The organism is Alcanivorax sp. DP30 (genome assembly GCF_009882945.1).
Lineage (GTDB): Bacteria > Pseudomonadota > Gammaproteobacteria > Pseudomonadales > Alcanivoracaceae > Alcanivorax.
Genome location: NZ_WTUY01000002.1, coordinates 185,899 through 201,293, shown reverse-complemented (window position 1 = coordinate 201,293; position 15,395 = coordinate 185,899). Strand labels below are relative to the sequence as shown.

At 55.7% G+C, this 15,395-nt stretch carries 11 protein-coding genes; 1 reads left to right on the top strand and 10 read right to left on the bottom strand.

From position 1 onward, the window contains the following. Positions 1-6 precede the first annotated feature (6 nt). The 7 genes from GQF00_RS01485 to GQF00_RS01455 form a co-directional block, all read right to left on the bottom strand. Positions 7-774, bottom strand: a complete 768-nt coding sequence (locus tag GQF00_RS01485) for a DUF2063 domain-containing protein (protein ID WP_161317359.1) — start codon at positions 772-774, stop codon at positions 7-9. Further along, on the bottom strand, positions 771-1,613 hold the full coding sequence (locus GQF00_RS01480; RefSeq protein WP_161317357.1) for a DUF692 domain-containing protein: 843 nt from the start codon (positions 1,611-1,613) through the stop codon (positions 771-773). Before GQF00_RS01480 ends, GQF00_RS01485 begins: the two co-directional genes overlap by 4 nt. Positions 1,614-1,625: 12 nt before the next feature. Further along, positions 1,626-1,919, bottom strand: coding sequence for a hypothetical protein (locus GQF00_RS01475; protein WP_161317355.1), 294 nt, complete (start codon positions 1,917-1,919; stop codon positions 1,626-1,628). Between the two features lie 262 nt (positions 1,920-2,181). Beyond that, positions 2,182-3,312, bottom strand: a complete 1,131-nt coding sequence (locus GQF00_RS01470; RefSeq protein WP_161317353.1) for a beta-ketoacyl-ACP synthase III — start codon at positions 3,310-3,312, stop codon at positions 2,182-2,184. A 125-nt stretch (positions 3,313-3,437) separates the two neighbouring features. After that, a complete protein-coding gene (gene hrpA / locus GQF00_RS01465; protein WP_202560316.1) occupies positions 3,438-7,322 on the bottom strand; it encodes an ATP-dependent RNA helicase HrpA in 3,885 nt (1,294 codons plus the stop codon). A gap of 114 nt (positions 7,323-7,436) precedes the next feature. Further along, complete coding sequence (locus tag GQF00_RS01460) at positions 7,437-9,236, bottom strand: M61 family metallopeptidase (RefSeq protein ID WP_161317351.1); 1,800 nt, start codon at positions 9,234-9,236, stop codon at positions 7,437-7,439. An 87-nt stretch (positions 9,237-9,323) separates the two neighbouring features. Then, complete coding sequence (locus GQF00_RS01455) at positions 9,324-9,962, bottom strand: hypothetical protein (RefSeq protein WP_161317349.1); 639 nt, start codon at positions 9,960-9,962, stop codon at positions 9,324-9,326. A 65-nt stretch (positions 9,963-10,027) separates the two neighbouring features. On the opposite strand from GQF00_RS01455, the gene GQF00_RS01450 reads away from it, so the two are divergent. Beyond that, positions 10,028-10,954: an alpha/beta fold hydrolase gene (locus tag GQF00_RS01450; RefSeq protein WP_161317347.1), complete on the top strand. Its 927-nt coding sequence runs from the start codon at positions 10,028-10,030 to the stop codon at positions 10,952-10,954. A 64-nt stretch (positions 10,955-11,018) separates the two neighbouring features. Here the strand turns inward: GQF00_RS01450 and GQF00_RS01445 are convergent, their stop codons facing one another. The 3 genes from GQF00_RS01445 to GQF00_RS01435 all read right to left on the bottom strand — a co-directional run bounded on the left by GQF00_RS01445 (position 11,019) and on the right by GQF00_RS01435 (position 15,388). Next, positions 11,019-11,306: a hypothetical protein gene (locus tag GQF00_RS01445; RefSeq protein WP_161317345.1), complete on the bottom strand. Its 288-nt coding sequence runs from the start codon at positions 11,304-11,306 to the stop codon at positions 11,019-11,021. 91 nt (positions 11,307-11,397) lie between these two features. Beyond that, positions 11,398-13,503, bottom strand: a complete 2,106-nt coding sequence (locus tag GQF00_RS01440) for a transporter substrate-binding domain-containing protein (protein WP_161317343.1) — start codon at positions 13,501-13,503, stop codon at positions 11,398-11,400. A 448-nt stretch (positions 13,504-13,951) separates the two neighbouring features. Then, positions 13,952-15,388, bottom strand: a complete 1,437-nt coding sequence (locus tag GQF00_RS01435; protein ID WP_161317341.1) for a thrombospondin type 3 repeat-containing protein — start codon at positions 15,386-15,388, stop codon at positions 13,952-13,954. Positions 15,389-15,395 lie beyond the last annotated feature (7 nt).

The following is a 15,395-nucleotide window of genomic DNA, read 5'->3' as shown; positions in this document are numbered from 1 at the left end:
ATGAAATCAACAGCTTTTCAGTGTTGTTCCTATAAGGATGTCGCGCTCGCGCATTTGTTGCAGAATGCCACGAGAAAATTCTGCCAGCTGATCAACATCAAACTTAATTTCCTGGGCTAATAGCCCCACCACTTCTCGTCCGGTCAGCTCCGGATATTCCTCAATCAGTTGAAGCAAGCGCGCAGTGGGCGCATTGATCTCCATGAATCTCACTTCATCATTGCGATTGCGATACACCAACAACCATACCGGTTGAGGCAATGGTTCGGCGGGCTGGAAGTCACGACAAATTTGCTGCACCGGATAGTGATAAGCCAGCACTGCATGCAGAGGGCTAAGCTGCGGAATGGCGCGCAGTAAATCTCCCTCAGGGTGAAACCCGGTTTCAGGAAGTGTTTGCGTGGAGGCATCCAGCACCAGCTCCATCCACTCATAGTGAGCCAGTTCGAGCAGAAAAGGAGGATCACCTTCTTCGCTGCCCTTGCCACTGGCGAGAAACGAGATAAATTCCTGGGGGATTTCCAGAAAGTAGGGAGTCGTGCAAGTGTGGTGTTCGTAAAAGGCTCTGACCAACCTGCCCCAACGTTCAGCAGAGAGAATAGAATACAGAACCGGGAAGCCCTGCTGGATGAAACCATTAACGTTGTTGAAGAAAAGGCTGCGATAGATTTCCAGGCGCCGCTCTTCAATGCCTTCGGGGGAAGAACGGGTATCAGGATTACGCAGGTGACTGGCAAACTCGCGCTGCAGCACCTGAAAGTTTGCGTCACTCATCCCAACTTTACCCGAGACTGATATTTTTGCTGGTAAGCGGCAATCTGGCGAAGCTCTCCAAACAGTTCATCTTCACCGGGAAAATTGAAGTCACGCTCCAGCAAGGTAGGCAATTCACCAAACTCCTGATAAGCATGTTGTAGCAGATCCCAGACAGGATCGATTACCGCACTGCCATGGGTATCGACCTTGAGATCTTCAGCCTCATCAAAATGGCCAGCGATATGGACATAGCAGATTCGCTCGCCGGGTAGCGCGCTGATGAATTCATAGGGATCATAGCCATGATTAATGCTGTTCACGTAAGCATTGTTCACGTCCAGCAACAACTCGCAATCCGCTTCCTTGACCACCGCGTTAACAAAGTCGATCTCGGACATTTCTGCGCCGGGAGCGGCATAATAGCTTACATGCTCAATGCCAATGGGCTGTTCGAGAAAATCCTGAACCTGGCGAACCCGGTCCGCCACATAATGGACAGCGTCTTCTGTAAAGGGGATCGGCATCAGGTCATAGAGGTGACCATGGTCGCTACAGTAGCTGAGATGCTCGGTGTAACGACGAATATTGTGCTCACTCAGAAAAGCCTTGATGGACGCCAGTAACTCGAAGTCCAAAGGCTCCGGGCCGCCCAGGGAAAGGCTTAGCCCATGGCTCACAAACGGAAACCGCTCCGTGAATTTCCTGAATTCCTTACCCAGGCGTCCGCCCATGGGAATCCAGTTTTCCGGAGCCACTTCCATGAAATCGATAGGTGGGGATTCGGTGCGGGAAAGCGGGCCCATCAGGGCCCGCCGAAGACCCAGGCCCACACCGGACACTGGTGTCTTATGGTTCATTTCAGCGCAGCCTTATGCATCACCGCCGCACTTGCCTTCACCACATTTCCCTTCGCCTTTCTTGTCTTCACCGCACTTGCCTTCGGCACCTTTCTCTTCGCCACACTTGCCCTCGGCTTTCTTGTCGCCGCATTTGCCTTCACCACACTTGCCTTCAGCGTGGGCGGCCAGCTGGTAGCCAGCCTGCAGGTCGGCGGCTGCGAAGGGGTTTTCTGCGGCGCTAGCTACCGGGGCAGCCAGAGCGGAAGCAACAACTGCAGCGCCTACGGTCGCGGCCAGGGGATTCAGTTTAGTCAGCTTAGCCATGTTGTAAGTCTCCATACGTCATTATTTGGGTGTCCAGACCGCCCGCCACATGGGCAAAAACGGCACAGGTTACCGCGTTTATTACGAAGTACCTGATATAGACAATATAGAGATGCAGGTGTGAGGTAAACGTTACGAAAAAAGAGAAAATGACGTTGAGCGTTGGAGAGGTGGTCGCTACTGGCTCCTGGCATCAAGCCTCCGGCAGAGCGCAAAATTCGCCCGACGCCCGACGATCTGTCCGGCGTCAGGCACAGCGTTCTTACTTGATCCGGCTAACGATAACGCTACCAATGGAGTAACCTGCTCCAAAGGAGCAGATCACACCGTTGCTGCCTGCCGGCAGATCGGCATTGTACTTGTGAAACGCGATAATCGAGCCCGCTGAACTGGTGTTGGCGTAATCATCCAGAATCACCGGCGCTTCTTCACGGGTCGCCTGACGACCCAATACCCGCTTGGAAATCAGCTCGTTCATGCTCAGGTTGGCCTGGTGCAGCCACATGCGGCTAAGCGCCTCTACAGGGATTTCAGTGTCCGCCAGATGCGAGGAAATCTGTTCGGCCACCATTGGGCAGACTTCCTTGAACACCTTGCGACCTTCCTGACGAAACAGCTTGTCACGGGCTCCGATCCCGCTTTCGTCACAGCGGTTAAGGAAACCGAAGTTGTTGCGGATATTGCTGGAGAATTTGGTCTGCAAGCGAGTGCCGAGCACTTCCCACTGATTGTCAGAAGTGGCATCGTCCTTGCGCTCAAGAATAACTGCAGTGGCCACGTCACCGAAGATAAAGTGGCAATCACGGTCCTGCCAGGCCAGGTGCGCAGAGCAGATCTCCGGGTTCACCATCAGTACGCGGCGTGCACTACCGTTGCGGATGGCATCAACGCCCGCCTGAATGCCAAAAGTCGCACTGGAACAGGCCACGTTCATGTCGTAACCCCAGCCATGCTCCATACCCAGAGCCGCCTGAACTTCCACCGCCATGGCGGGATAAGGGCGCTGCATGTTAGAACAGGCCACAAGTACGGCATCCAGATCATTGGCGGTCAGATTAGCGTTTTCCAGCGCCTGTTTGGCGGCATTGACGGCAATTTCCGCCTGAATGGACACATCGTCGTCCCCACGTTCGGGAATACTGGGCGCCAGACGGTCAGGGTCCAGCACTCCGCTCTTGTTGATCACAAAGCGTTGCTTGATGCCGGAAGCCTTCTCGATGAAAGCGGAATTGGAAGCATCCAGGGCTGCAACCTCCCCAGCAGCGATGGCGTCTGCATGTTCAGCATTAAAGCGCTCGACATACTCGTTAAAGGAGGCCACCAGCTCATCATTGGTAATAGTCTGCTCCGGATTCCACAGCCCGGTGCCGGAGATAACAACAGAATAGGTCACAAGCGAGTCCTCGCACTCGAATCAGGAAGACAGCGTCTTCCCAGAAAAAGGGTCAATGGAGCGATTATCCGGATTCAGGGCCACTGGCGCAAAGGGGGTGTCCGCCTTTTGCCTGACCGATCTGGTCAACATAGCTCCCATTGCTTGTTTAGCCGTTTTGCTGACACTGGCACCCGGGTACCCAACTGCTGCGCAAACAGGCTCACACGGTACTCCTGCAACATCCAGAAATAGGCCTGTAAAGGCGCAGGCTGTTGCCATAGCGGCAACCCGGAAGCCCGGGTCGTGTACTGCCTGGCAAAGGCCTCCAGCTCCGCCGTGAGAGCCCGGTCCTTGCCAATCTGGCCACCAATCTTGTCAAGCCGGTGCTCAATGGCTGACAGATAGCGTGGATACTCCTGTAGCCATTCCCAGGGCACCTGAAGCAGGAAATCTTCACAAAAAAGAACAGAAAGCTGCTCTTTGAGGTCCCTGTGAGTGTGCGCCCAGGCTAACGGGAAGTTCTTTTCCAGCTTGCCCATCAATTGCCGGTAGTGATTGAACCAGTCGGCGATCTGTTTCAGTTGCGTGCTGGCCCAGGGCACAAAGTCACCCCGATGAGCATCCAGACGTGCCTTGAATGACTGCGGATCCCTCACCGGCTCACCCAGACGAAAATGCTCAGCCAGCAGACGCAGCAGCGCGTAATCCAGCGCGTTGCGGGCCATGGCCCCTTTCTCGCTCTTGAGTTTCTGGAACCCGGCCATCTGCGAGGCCTGTTTGCGCAGTTCCTTGAGCTGAACAGACAGTTTGAAGGCCAGTAACCGGGCGGTGCCCCAACGATGAAGCCATTCCGCATCCTGCGCCTCATCCCGGAAAACCAGGGTTGCCCGGTCGCCATTATCTTGCAGCGCGGGATAGCGGCGCAGTCGCATACCGCCAATATCCTGCTCGTCAGTGTGCGGCAGAGCGCCAAATACCCACTCCTGGCCTTCCACTGTCGGTGGCGGTTCTGCAGGCTCCTGTACCTCTGCCTGCACACCGGCAAGGCAATCCTTAACCTCGGCCAGACTTCGGGCCTGAGCCAGCACTTTCGGCTTGCCGTCCAGACGGTCCACCACCCGGATATTCATGCGTAAATGATCCGGCAAAGCACCATCCTGCCACTCCTCCCGTTCAATCCGCACCCCGGTCATGCGTTGCAATTCACGGGTCATCGCCGCCAGTAAAGGCTGATCCGGTGACAAGGTATCCAGCAATGCCGCAACATAATCCGGCACGGGCACAAAGTGACGACGTCGAGCCTTGGGCAAGGCTCGAATCAGGGCTTCCAGCTTTTCTTTCAGCAACCCTGGCACCAGCCACTCGAGATGGGCCTCATGCACCTGATTGAGCACGCTCAACGGCACCAGCAGAGACACGCCGTCACGATCCCCCGTTGGATCGAAACTGTATTCCAGTGGCAGCGTCAGGTCGCCAAGCCGCAGGGTATCAGGGAATTGTCCACCGGCCAGTTCGGGGCTTCGTGATAACAGAAAATCCTTGTCCATGAGCAGGGCTTTCTGCTCTGCCTTGCCCGCTTTCTTGTTGTACCAGCTCATCAGGCTGGCCACGGTGTTCAAATGCTCCGGCAGTCGCTGATCGTAAAAGGCGACCCTTGCCTCTTCATCCACCAGAATGTCCCGGCGGCGTAACTTGTGCTCCATGGCTTCCAGGGACTGATACAGTTCCCTGTTGGCCTTAACAAACGGCGGCTCGCGGGTAAGCTGCCCCATCACCAGGCCTTCTCGGATCATCAATTCGCGGGATTCCACAGGGTTGATGGGGCCGTAGTTGACCCGTCGGCCGCTGGCCAGAATCAATCCAAATAGATTCACCTGCTCTTTCGCCATGGCGCAACCGCGCTTCCTGGACCAATGCGGCTCAAAATACTGGCGTTTGATCAGGTGAGCTGCGGCTGCCTCCACCCATTCCGGTTCGACTTTCGCCACCGTACGTGCAAACAGGCGACTGGTTTCCACCTGCTCAGCAGCCATCAGCCAACGCGCCTTGGTCTTGGAAAGGCTCGATCCCGGCCACACCAACGGCTTGCGGTTACGGGTGGACAGCCACTCACCCTCTTCGGTGCGCTGCATGACATTGGTGACCAAGCCGGTCAATAGACACTGATGCAAGACCGTGTACTGTCCAGCCTCCACATCATCCTCCCTGGAGGCCGGTTTATTGATGCTCCAGCCCTGCTCCTTGCTTAGCAGTAACAGCTGACGATGGGTGTCGCGCCATTCCCGCATGCGGGTGGGTGAAAGGAAGGTTTTCTTCAGCAGTTTTTCATACTGGTTTCGGCTAAGCGCCTCGCGCTGTTGCTCTGCCCAGTGCCACAACTTCACAAAAAACAGGAAATCTGACTGCTTGTCGGTAAAGGGCTGGTGTGCCTGGTCCGCCTGCTGCTGCTTGTCATGGGGACGCTCACGAGGATCCTGTGCCGCAAGCGCAGAAACCACAATCAGGGTTTCATGCAGCACATTCCCTTCCGCAGCAGCCACCAACATGCGTCCCAGAGTCGGGTCCAGCGGGAAGCGCGCCAGCTGTCTGCCGAGCTGGGTGAGGGTCTGGGTCTGTGTCAATGCACCCAGTTCATCCAGCAGCCGATAACCATCACGAATTAGCCGGCCGTCCGGTGGCTCGATAAAGGGAAACTCTTCCACTCTGCCAAGCCGCAGATCAGACATCTGCAGGATCACTGCCGCCAGGTTGGTCCGTTGTATCTCCGGGTCGGTAAACGCGGGGCGGTTGATGAAATCATCTTCATCATAGAGGCGAAAACAGATGCCCGGCATGATCCGCCCACTTCGGCCTGCACGCTGATTGGCACTGGCCTGACTGACAGCTTCCACCGGCAAGCGTTGCACCTTGGAATGCACGCTATAGCGGCTGATGCGTGCCGTGCCCGCATCAATCACATAACGAATGCCCGGCACAGTCAGCGAGGTCTCAGCCACATTGGTACTCAACACGACACGGCGGCCACGGTGTGAAGAAAAAATGCGGTGTTGTTCAGCCTGACTCAGGCGGGCATAAAGCGGCAGGATTTCGGTATCCTTGAAATCACAGTGCTTGAGATGGTGATGAACATCACGAATGTCTCGTTCGCCGGCAAGGAATACCAGCACATCCCGTGCAACAGGCTGCCCCTGCTGACGTTCATCACGCTGAATTTCGCGTAGCACCTCTTCGATCTGACGCGACAATTCTTGGCCTTCCGCCGCGGGACGGTAGCGGATTTCAACCGGATAAGTCCGCCCTGATACCTCCAACACTGGCGCGCCGTTGAAGTGCTCGGCAAATCGCTCATGGTCGATGGTTGCCGAGGTAATAATCACCTTGAGATCAGGACGCCGTGGTAGAAGCTGCTTGAGATACCCGAGCAGAAAATCAATGTTGAGACTTCGCTCGTGAGCCTCATCGATGATTAGCGTGTCGTACTGATTGAGGAAACGGTCCTGCTGAATTTCGTTAAGCAGCATGCCATCAGTGAGCACCTTGATCAGACTGGTCTCGCTCACCTGCTCGGAAAAACGCACCTTGAAGCCCACGGTGCTTCCCAAAGGGCTGTGCAGCTCCTCTGCCACGCGGCTGGCCACCGCCCGCGCCGCCAGACGACGGGGCTGGGTATGGCCAATGGTGCCCTCAATACCGCGCCCCAGTTCCAAACAGATTTTGGGCAGCTGGGTGGTCTTGCCAGAACCGGTTTCCCCGGCGATCACCACCACCTGGTGGTCACGTATTGCCGTCTTGATCTCCTCCCGACTGGCCACCACCGGCAGATCCGGCCATTCCAGTACGGGCACCGACGCAAGACGCTGTTGCCGATTGGCAATAGAATCCGCAATTGCCGAGATGACTTTCTGCACCGCCTTGTCATTACGCTCATCCGCAGGAAGTCGCGCCAGGCCATCAACGCGTTTCTTGAGACAAAAGCGGTCGGCATGGCGAACGGTTTTAAGATCGTTGTAGAGCGGTTTTAGAGACATTGAAATGACAATTAATAATGAATAATCAATAGTGAATAACGCACGACAAGCGCGGGCAGAATTTCCGACACCCTGCCCGCGCCCAGGGTTTTAGTTATTAATTATTACTGTTAATTATTCATTGCTTTTTGCGTGCAGCCACGCCTTGCCCTTCTCTGTAAGCCCACCCTTGGCGATGGTCAGGTAGGCGGTGCTGGGCTCGCCCGGCCCTACCTTCACCTTGAAGGTCATCAGTTCATCGCGGCGGAACGCATGAAGCTCCACGGTCTCGCCAGGGAGAAAACTGGCCAGAAGATTATCCAGATTTGCAGCGGTCGCCTGCAGGCTGTCTACAGCAATAATGACATCTCCAGCGGACAGGCCCGCAGACATGGCCGCTCCCTGCTCGAAGGCTACCGCAATCTTTGCGCCCAGCGGATCCGCCGTGACACGCACACCGAGGTGGGGAATGCCCTCTTTTCCGGGCTTGCCACCGTTATCGGCATGGCCGGCAGCACTGCGCCAGTTAAGCTCAACGCCACGTTCAGCCAGCAGTTCGTCCAGCGGCAAGTCTTCAGTACTGTACAAAGCCTGCTCAAAAAATGCTGACAGATCACAGCCCGCCACCTCTTCGGCCAATGGCTGGATTCCCTGCTCTGGCACCCCTTCACCGGTCTGCCCGTACCGTTCCCAGAGCAGACGCATCAGATCATCCAGCGATTGCTTCTCGTCAGTGACATTGCGAAGGGTGAGGTCTAGCGCCAGCGCCACCAGAGAACCTTTGGTGTAATAGCTGACGATCGCGTTGGGGGCGTTTTCATCCTGCTTGTAAAAACGGGTCCAGGCATCGAAGCTGGATTCGGTGACCGTCTGCTTGTGGCGCCCCTGCCCGCGGTAAACCCGGGTCAGGGTCTGTCCCAGCAGCTCCAGATAGCTCTGCGACGAAATCAACCCGGTGCGCGCCAGGGACAGGTCATCGTAGTAACTGGTTATCCCCTCGAAGGCCCACAACAATTCCGTGTGAACTTCCTGCGACAGGTCAAAGGGGGTGAACGCTGCGGGCTTTATGCGTTTCACGTTCCAGGTATGGAAGTACTCGTGGCTGCAAAGCCCAAGGTAATTACGATAGCCATCGCGTACTTTTAGCGGGTCGTCCGTCCGCTTGGGCAGGTCATCACGAGCGCACATCAGACTGGTGGAGTTTCGATGCTCCAGACCACCGTAACCATTCCCCGTCACCAGGGTCATGAACATATACCGGTCCATGGGTGCAGGCTGGCCAAACATGCGGATGTGATGCTCACAGATGGGCTTCAGGTCCCGGCACAGCCGCGCCATGTCGGTGTGATGACGCCCTGACAGGATTACCCAGTGCGGCACGCCGCAGGCTTCAAACTGAGCATAATCGAACGGTCCCATCTCGACAGGATGATCTATCAGGGCATCGTAGTTATCGGCACGAAAACGGCCAAAGGCAAGATCAGAACCAGACAGGCGCTGCAGGCCGGTGGCCACGCGCCAATCCTCAAAACGCCGTCCATCCGGCGCTTCGACTTCCACTTCGCAAGGGAGATCTTCATGCCCCATCGGCGCAAGAAATACACAGGTGCCGTTGAAATAACCGTGGGTGGTATCCAGATGGGCGCCACGTACCGACAGATCCCAGGCGTAGACCTGATACTGAATATGCACCGGCCCTTCACAGGGCGGTACCTGCCAGGTCTGTTTGTCGATCTTCGCAATCGGCAGAGTCTGGCCATGGCTGTCCGCCTCGATGTGCACCAGATGCCGGGCAAAATCACGAATCATGTAGCTGCCGGGAATCCAGGCCGGTAGAGAGAAAGCCTGCCCTTCCGGAGTCGGGTTCGCCACGGTGAGACTGACTTCAAACAAATGCGCTTCAGGGCGCAGCGGGCGAATCCGGTATTCGATCATGGAGGGACTCCTGAAAGGCAGTTTCAACGAAAAGGACAAAATCAAAAACGGGGGCCTCAGCCCCCGCGGATCAACACTGACCGATAATCAGATCATGTCATCCTTGGCCATGCGGGCGACCACGGCTTCCGCCACACCGGCTGTACCGGCTTCTACATCCGCCGGGTTTACGGTCGTGGACTTGGCCGACCATAGTAGCGCCTCAGGCTGCAGACGGTACAGGTTCGACTCCAGGAAGTATTTCTTGTCGTTACTGAAATAGCCCGGTTCATAGACAGAGCTTTGACGTACGTAAAAGGTCTGTCCCATGGCGCCCTGGACGGGAATGTCCGGCGCATAGTTCATACCGCCCTGGGTGTAATGCATCTCTTCCTTTACATCCACCAGGGTAATGACAAGTGCAGACTCATAGCCGCGGCTGGCAATATCCGCCGCCATTTCACTACGTGCCTTGCCCTCACCGTAGTTTTCCCCCAGCACCGGCAGTGAGGGAGAGGCTTCCACCTCCCGTTCCTGCAAGGCACTGACTACACGGCTTTCCAGCGCATTACGAATATCCTTATCATCAACCAGTGCGATCACCATTACCTTGTTGACATGATCTCCAGGCGCATGGCCCTTTACCCTTGAAGAGCTGGTAACATCCGTATTGTGACTGGTGGCACAGGCGCTCAACATCAACAGTGAGGCCAACGTCGTCAGGATAAGTTTTATTCTTGCTATCATTGTCCATCCTCTTGAACACAGCTTGCTTCGGCGGCCGCAAGATGCGACCCAGTCGGGAGACCATTATGACTGAAGAACGCCTCCATCACACCACCGACGACGGACACCAGATCGGTATCCACTACTGGCCCGCCGCTGAACAGGATAGCCGTGGGGTGCTGGTCTGGCTGCATGGCATGGCAGAACACGGTGGGCGTTATGGGGCCCTCGCCGAGCACCTTAATGCTCAGGGCTGGCATCTTTATTGTCCTGATCACCGCGGACACGGCCTGAGCATCAGCGAGCAGGCCCCCAAAGGGCATTTCGCCGATGCAGACGGCTGGCAACGCGTCATTAATGATGCCAGGGCAGTACTTGCCCTGGCACAGTCGCGCCATCCGAACCAGCCCTGTGTGCTGGGCGGCCACAGCATGGGCTCTTTCATCGCACTGGGAACAGCTCAGCTGGCCGGGGACAGCCTGGCCGGGCTGATTCTGTGTGGCAGCGATTACCACCCTGGCGTCTATTACCGCATGATGCAGTTCCCCATTCGCATGGTGCGCATGAAAAACGGCAAACGCGGCACCAGTGGTTTATTGCACAAGATGACGTTTGGCGCCTGGGCAAAACAGGTGCCTGAACCGAAAACCGAGTTTGACTGGCTCAGCGCAGATCCCGGTCAAGTGCAGCAATATATCGATGATGACCTGTGCGGTTTCGATTGCACCACAGAAACCTGGCTGCAACTGATTCAAGGACTGCGTCAGGTTCACAGCGTGGCCCAGCTTTCCGATCTACCGGAAACCCTGCCGGTACTTCTGTTAGGTGGTGAGTCAGACCCCATGAGCAGCATGGGTAAGGGAATGATGGCATTGGAAAGCGTCTTGCATGCCATGGAACAGCCGGTGGAAGCCCACTTCTGGCCGGAGGGACGTCACGAAATTCTCAATGATAAATGTCGGGACGAGGTTCAGGACACGATTTCCCGCTGGCTGCGCCAACTGGGCTCCTGACCCTGGTGAGGAAGATTGCCGGCACGGCAATGCACTGGGATGCATCACCATGCCGGCATCGTGATTATTTGAACAGGCTGTCGCGAATATCCTTGAGACCCGCTTTAGTGCTGTCCCAGGTCTTTTCCGCGCTGTCCTTCACTTCTTCCCAGCGGGTACTGCTGTCGTTGCGCAGTTCATCAAGCTTTCCCTGTAGTTCCGCGCGTTTTTCCTTCAGCTCCAGCTTGCGACTTTCCCATTGGTGGCGGACATTTTCACTGGCCTGTTCGGCCTTGACCTGCATCTGGTTGAATTCGCTATCCAGTTCATCCAGCTTGCCTTTCAACTTGTCGATAAAAGTCTGTCTGTCCATGAAATAACTCCTTTCATTGAATGGGTACCCCCAGTCCTTGGGGCTTAAGGCAAGTTTTCCAGAGGGCAAATGTAAAAACCCGTTTTGCCAATTATGAGCTTTCTCCCAAGGCTTCGACATAGCCGAGATAGCGATTCTTGATTTCACGCACGTACTTCACCGGTTCGGAGCCACGTACGTAGCCGTAGCGTGCCTGGCGCGCATACTGGGGCCTGGATAGCAGCAGCATCGCTTCCTCAACGTTGCCAAACCACTTGTCCGGGTCCTTGCCGATACGTTGAGCCAGGCGCCGGGCGTCTTCCACGTGACCATGCCCGGCGTTGTAGGCTGCTAAAGTGAAATACAGTTTTTCGGCCAAATCTAGCCGCGCGGGAAAACGCTGCTCCAGCCAGTCCATGTAGGCGAGCCCGGCCTCGACACCATTTTGGGGGTTGGTCAAATTACTGTAACCAAACTGGCGCCCGGTTCGGGGCATGACTTGCAGCAACCCCTGGGCCCCCGCAAAAGAACGCGCCTTGGGGTTAAAGCGGCTTTCCTGGTACATCTGTGAGGTAATCAGACGCCAGTCGAGTCCGTATTTCAGAGATTCATCCTTCACCAGGCCATCAAACGGCGAAATCGCCTTGCCAGGAGTCACACGATATTCCACGTGGTTGGCGATGGTTTTCTTTTCCTTAAAGTAGCGGTTGAAGGTCACGTTATAGAACAGGCCTCGATACTGGCGGGAAATATAGTTATCCAGCTGCTGCTTAAGCTTGTCCTGTTCCGGCCGCAGTCCCCAGGCAATTTCCTGTGCCGGCTCATACTGGTACAGCACGGCAATATCATCGCGATAGGTGGATTCCATGGCAGCCAAATGACTGTCGGCCATGGTCAGATCATAAATCCCGTTCGCCACCGCATCGATCAACTGCTCAGTGGTCACTCCATCCACCGGTATGATGTCGAATTCAAGCCCGCCACGCTTGAGATCCTTAAGCGTCTCCAGAAACGCGCTGTCCGGTCCCACCGCGACAGAACGGCCGGCCAAATCATCAAGACTGGTAAAAGCGGCTTCATCGGCACGACCGATTAACTGCTCGTTAATCTCGAGGTAACGTTTGCTAAACATCCAACCCTGCTTTTCCCGCTCTTCGGTGCGCGTCATGGACGCCGCAATCACATCCCCCTCCCCTCTCTGCAGGGCATCGAACATAGCGGTCGGAGAATCCTCCACCCTCACACTGACACGAAGGTGATGCTGCTTGGCAAAGTGCCGAATGAGATCGTAATCGAAGCCCATCAACTCGCCCCGCCACATGAAATAGCTGGCTGGATTGTTGGAGGTAATCACCCGCAACACCCCGCTTTCCTTGATCGTCGCCCAGTCTCTCAACTCGGGGGCATCCACTGAGGTAATCACCCGCTCGCTGGTAATGTACTGATTGATCTTGTCCAGCAGTTCGGTACTGTTCTTGCGTACTGCCCAAGCGATACGGCGCTTGCGGTTAACCACGGGGCCGGCCACAACCGGACTGTCCGCATCACCGGAATCCAGCAAGACATTCAACATGTTACTGTCAATGATGGTAGCCTCCAGCTCACCACCAACCACGGCTTGTACCAGTTCCTCGTCAGAAAGATCTTCATGCAGTATTTCAACACTCACGTTCTCATGGCGACGCGACAGTTTTTCTGCAGTTTCCTGGTAGGCAGTTCCTTCCGGCACGGAAATAACCAGCTTTTCCATGTCCGACACCGGGGTACCTGCCAACGCAGCAGGCAACACCAGTTTCTCCTGCACCGAGTTCACCGGCGTGGAAAAAGACAGCGTCTTTCTTCGGGCGGCGGTTACCGAATAGTTGGTGACAATAATATCCGCGCTACCGGCGTTGAGCAGCTCATCAAGCTCACCAAAATCATCGGCATAGACCCAGCGCGGCTCCAGATCCAACGAACGGACAAAGGCTTCCGCCTGTGACTGATAATCAATACTGGGTATGCCATCACGCGGCAATCCGGAAGGTTCATCAAATCGGGGGGCCAGCAGACGGATGAATCCTCGCTGACGCAAGTCAGACAGATCCCCCGTTTCCTGATAGTTTTCAAACGTACTGACAACCTCGCCTACCTCCGGCGCTGAACTACCGCTGTTGGAGTCACAGCCCACCATCATGGCCAGACAGAACATCAGCCAGACAGACGCTTTGGATCGCATAACATTCCCCAGTCTTATGCCTCAACGCTTGAGCCTAAGGTACCCACATCCCCCCTGTATACTCAAATCCGACGAAAGTAACCGCCGCTTGTATCTGCTTCAATCTCCCTCTCCTTCTCTTTCACAGAGCAAGGCAATCAGGCACCGGGATCGTGGGGCTTACCGGTTCGGGCTTGAAAAGGATTCATGGCGGATTAGCAGCAATGCCCGATTCGACACCATGATCAAAAGCTTATTCACCACAGAGAACACGAAGTTCACAGAGAAAATGACTTCCCCCCTCAGTGCTCTCTGTGTCATGTGTGATCATTCTGTCTTTAGATAAGTTGGCAATCGCGCCGCAAGCGACGCTCCTGCGGGAAAGCCACGGTAGCAGCATCTTCCCGCCAATCCGCGATGAACAAAAAAAGGGGCCCGAAGGCCCCTTTTCGCTACCACTGATCAGGAATCAGGGCGTACCGGCACACACTTCATGTACACGGAACGTCTTGTTTGCATTCAACAGACCGGCGTACTCCAGCTGGATGGAGTCGAAGGCCACACCCGGATCCGGTGCTGCGATGAAACGCTGATCAGAGTTGGCGCCCAGACCCAACAGATCCAGATCCAGCAAACCACCGCTGACAGTAGCGCTTTCTACCTCGATACCATCGTCAAAGTAACGCACGGTAATGAAGTTACCCAGCAGCTCCAGGTTCAGCAACGCTGACGTCGGATCGCTCACCACAAAGCCAACAACATCTGCACTGAAATCGTTCGCGGGGTCATTCGCTTCCACTGCTACCGCGGCACCACCATAGAGCAGAGCCACACCCAGATTCATGGTCGCAAAGGTCGCATTGGAGCCATCCAGAATGTTCGAATCATCGGTAACATTACAGGCCAGGCACAGCCCCAGAGGTCCACTCAATGGGGTGTAATCCGTGTTACCGATAGACTGGTAAGTGGAAGTGGCAGAGCAAGTGAAGCCATCGTCATCACACACATCCCCTTTACCATCACCATCGCCATCAGCCTGATCTGCGTTCGGAATGAGCGGACAGTTATCATTTCCATCCGGCACGCCGTCACCATCAGTGTCAGTGGGATCACCGCCGCCACCGTCACATACGTCACCAATACCATCGCCGTCACTGTCTTGCTGATCCGCATTGGCAGTCAGGGGACAGTTGTCCGTGTCATTTGGCACACCATCGCCGTCTCGGTCGTCATCACACACATCACCGATACCGTCCAGATCCTGGTCGGCCTGGTCCGTATTGGGCAGGTTCAGACAGTTGTCGTTCGGATCCAGAATGGTGTCACCATCACGGTCGTCTTCACACGCATCACCAATGCCGTCGGTATCGGTATCTGCCTGATCATTATTGGGTGTGAAAACACAGTTATCGTTGTTGTTGTCAACGCCATCACCATCGGCGTCGTCATCACAGACATCACCAATACCATCGCCATCCACGTCACCCTGCTCCGGGTTGAAGATAGTCGGGCAGTTATCCACACCATCATCGATGCCGTCGTTGTCCTGGTCATTGTTCATGTCGCAGGCGTCGCCGATGCCATCACCGTCAGTATCTTCCTGGTTGGGGTTGGCTACCAGAGGACAGTTGTCGGTGGGATTGTCTTCGCCATCACCGTCACGGTCATCGTCACACACATCACCGATGCCATCGCCATCCTGATCTTCCTGCATGGCATTGGCATTTGCCGGGCAGTTATCCACGGTATCCGGGATCCCATCATTGTCCTGGTCGGCATTACGGGTGCTTGGCGTACCATTGCCATTACCACTCGTACCATCACCATCGGCTTCACAGCCCGCCAGTCCCAGCCCCAGCGTTGCGGCCAGAAGGATGGCGAAGAGTGTCTTCATCGAACTATTCATGATCAGT

Bases quoted from the DNA above. Each gene is read 5' to 3' on its own strand.
- GQF00_RS01485 (WP_161317359.1), bottom strand. From the start codon at position 774: ATGAGTGACGCAAACTTTCAGGTGCTGCAGCGCGAGTTTGCCAGTCAC.
- GQF00_RS01480 (WP_161317357.1), bottom strand. From the start codon at position 1,613: ATGAACCATAAGACACCAGTGTCCGGTGTGGGCCTGGGTCTTCGGCGG.
- GQF00_RS01475 (WP_161317355.1), bottom strand. From the start codon at position 1,919: ATGGCTAAGCTGACTAAACTGAATCCCCTGGCCGCGACCGTAGGCGCT.
- hrpA (WP_202560316.1), bottom strand. From the start codon at position 7,322: ATGTCTCTAAAACCGCTCTACAACGATCTTAAAACCGTTCGCCATGCC.
- GQF00_RS01460 (WP_161317351.1), bottom strand. From the start codon at position 9,236: ATGATCGAATACCGGATTCGCCCGCTGCGCCCTGAAGCGCATTTGTTT.
- GQF00_RS01455 (WP_161317349.1), bottom strand. From the start codon at position 9,962: ATGATAGCAAGAATAAAACTTATCCTGACGACGTTGGCCTCACTGTTG.
- GQF00_RS01450 (WP_161317347.1), top strand. From the start codon at position 10,028: ATGACTGAAGAACGCCTCCATCACACCACCGACGACGGACACCAGATC.
- GQF00_RS01445 (WP_161317345.1), bottom strand. From the start codon at position 11,306: ATGGACAGACAGACTTTTATCGACAAGTTGAAAGGCAAGCTGGATGAA.
- GQF00_RS01440 (WP_161317343.1), bottom strand. From the start codon at position 13,503: ATGCGATCCAAAGCGTCTGTCTGGCTGATGTTCTGTCTGGCCATGATG.
- GQF00_RS01435 (WP_161317341.1), bottom strand. From the start codon at position 15,388: ATGAATAGTTCGATGAAGACACTCTTCGCCATCCTTCTGGCCGCAACG.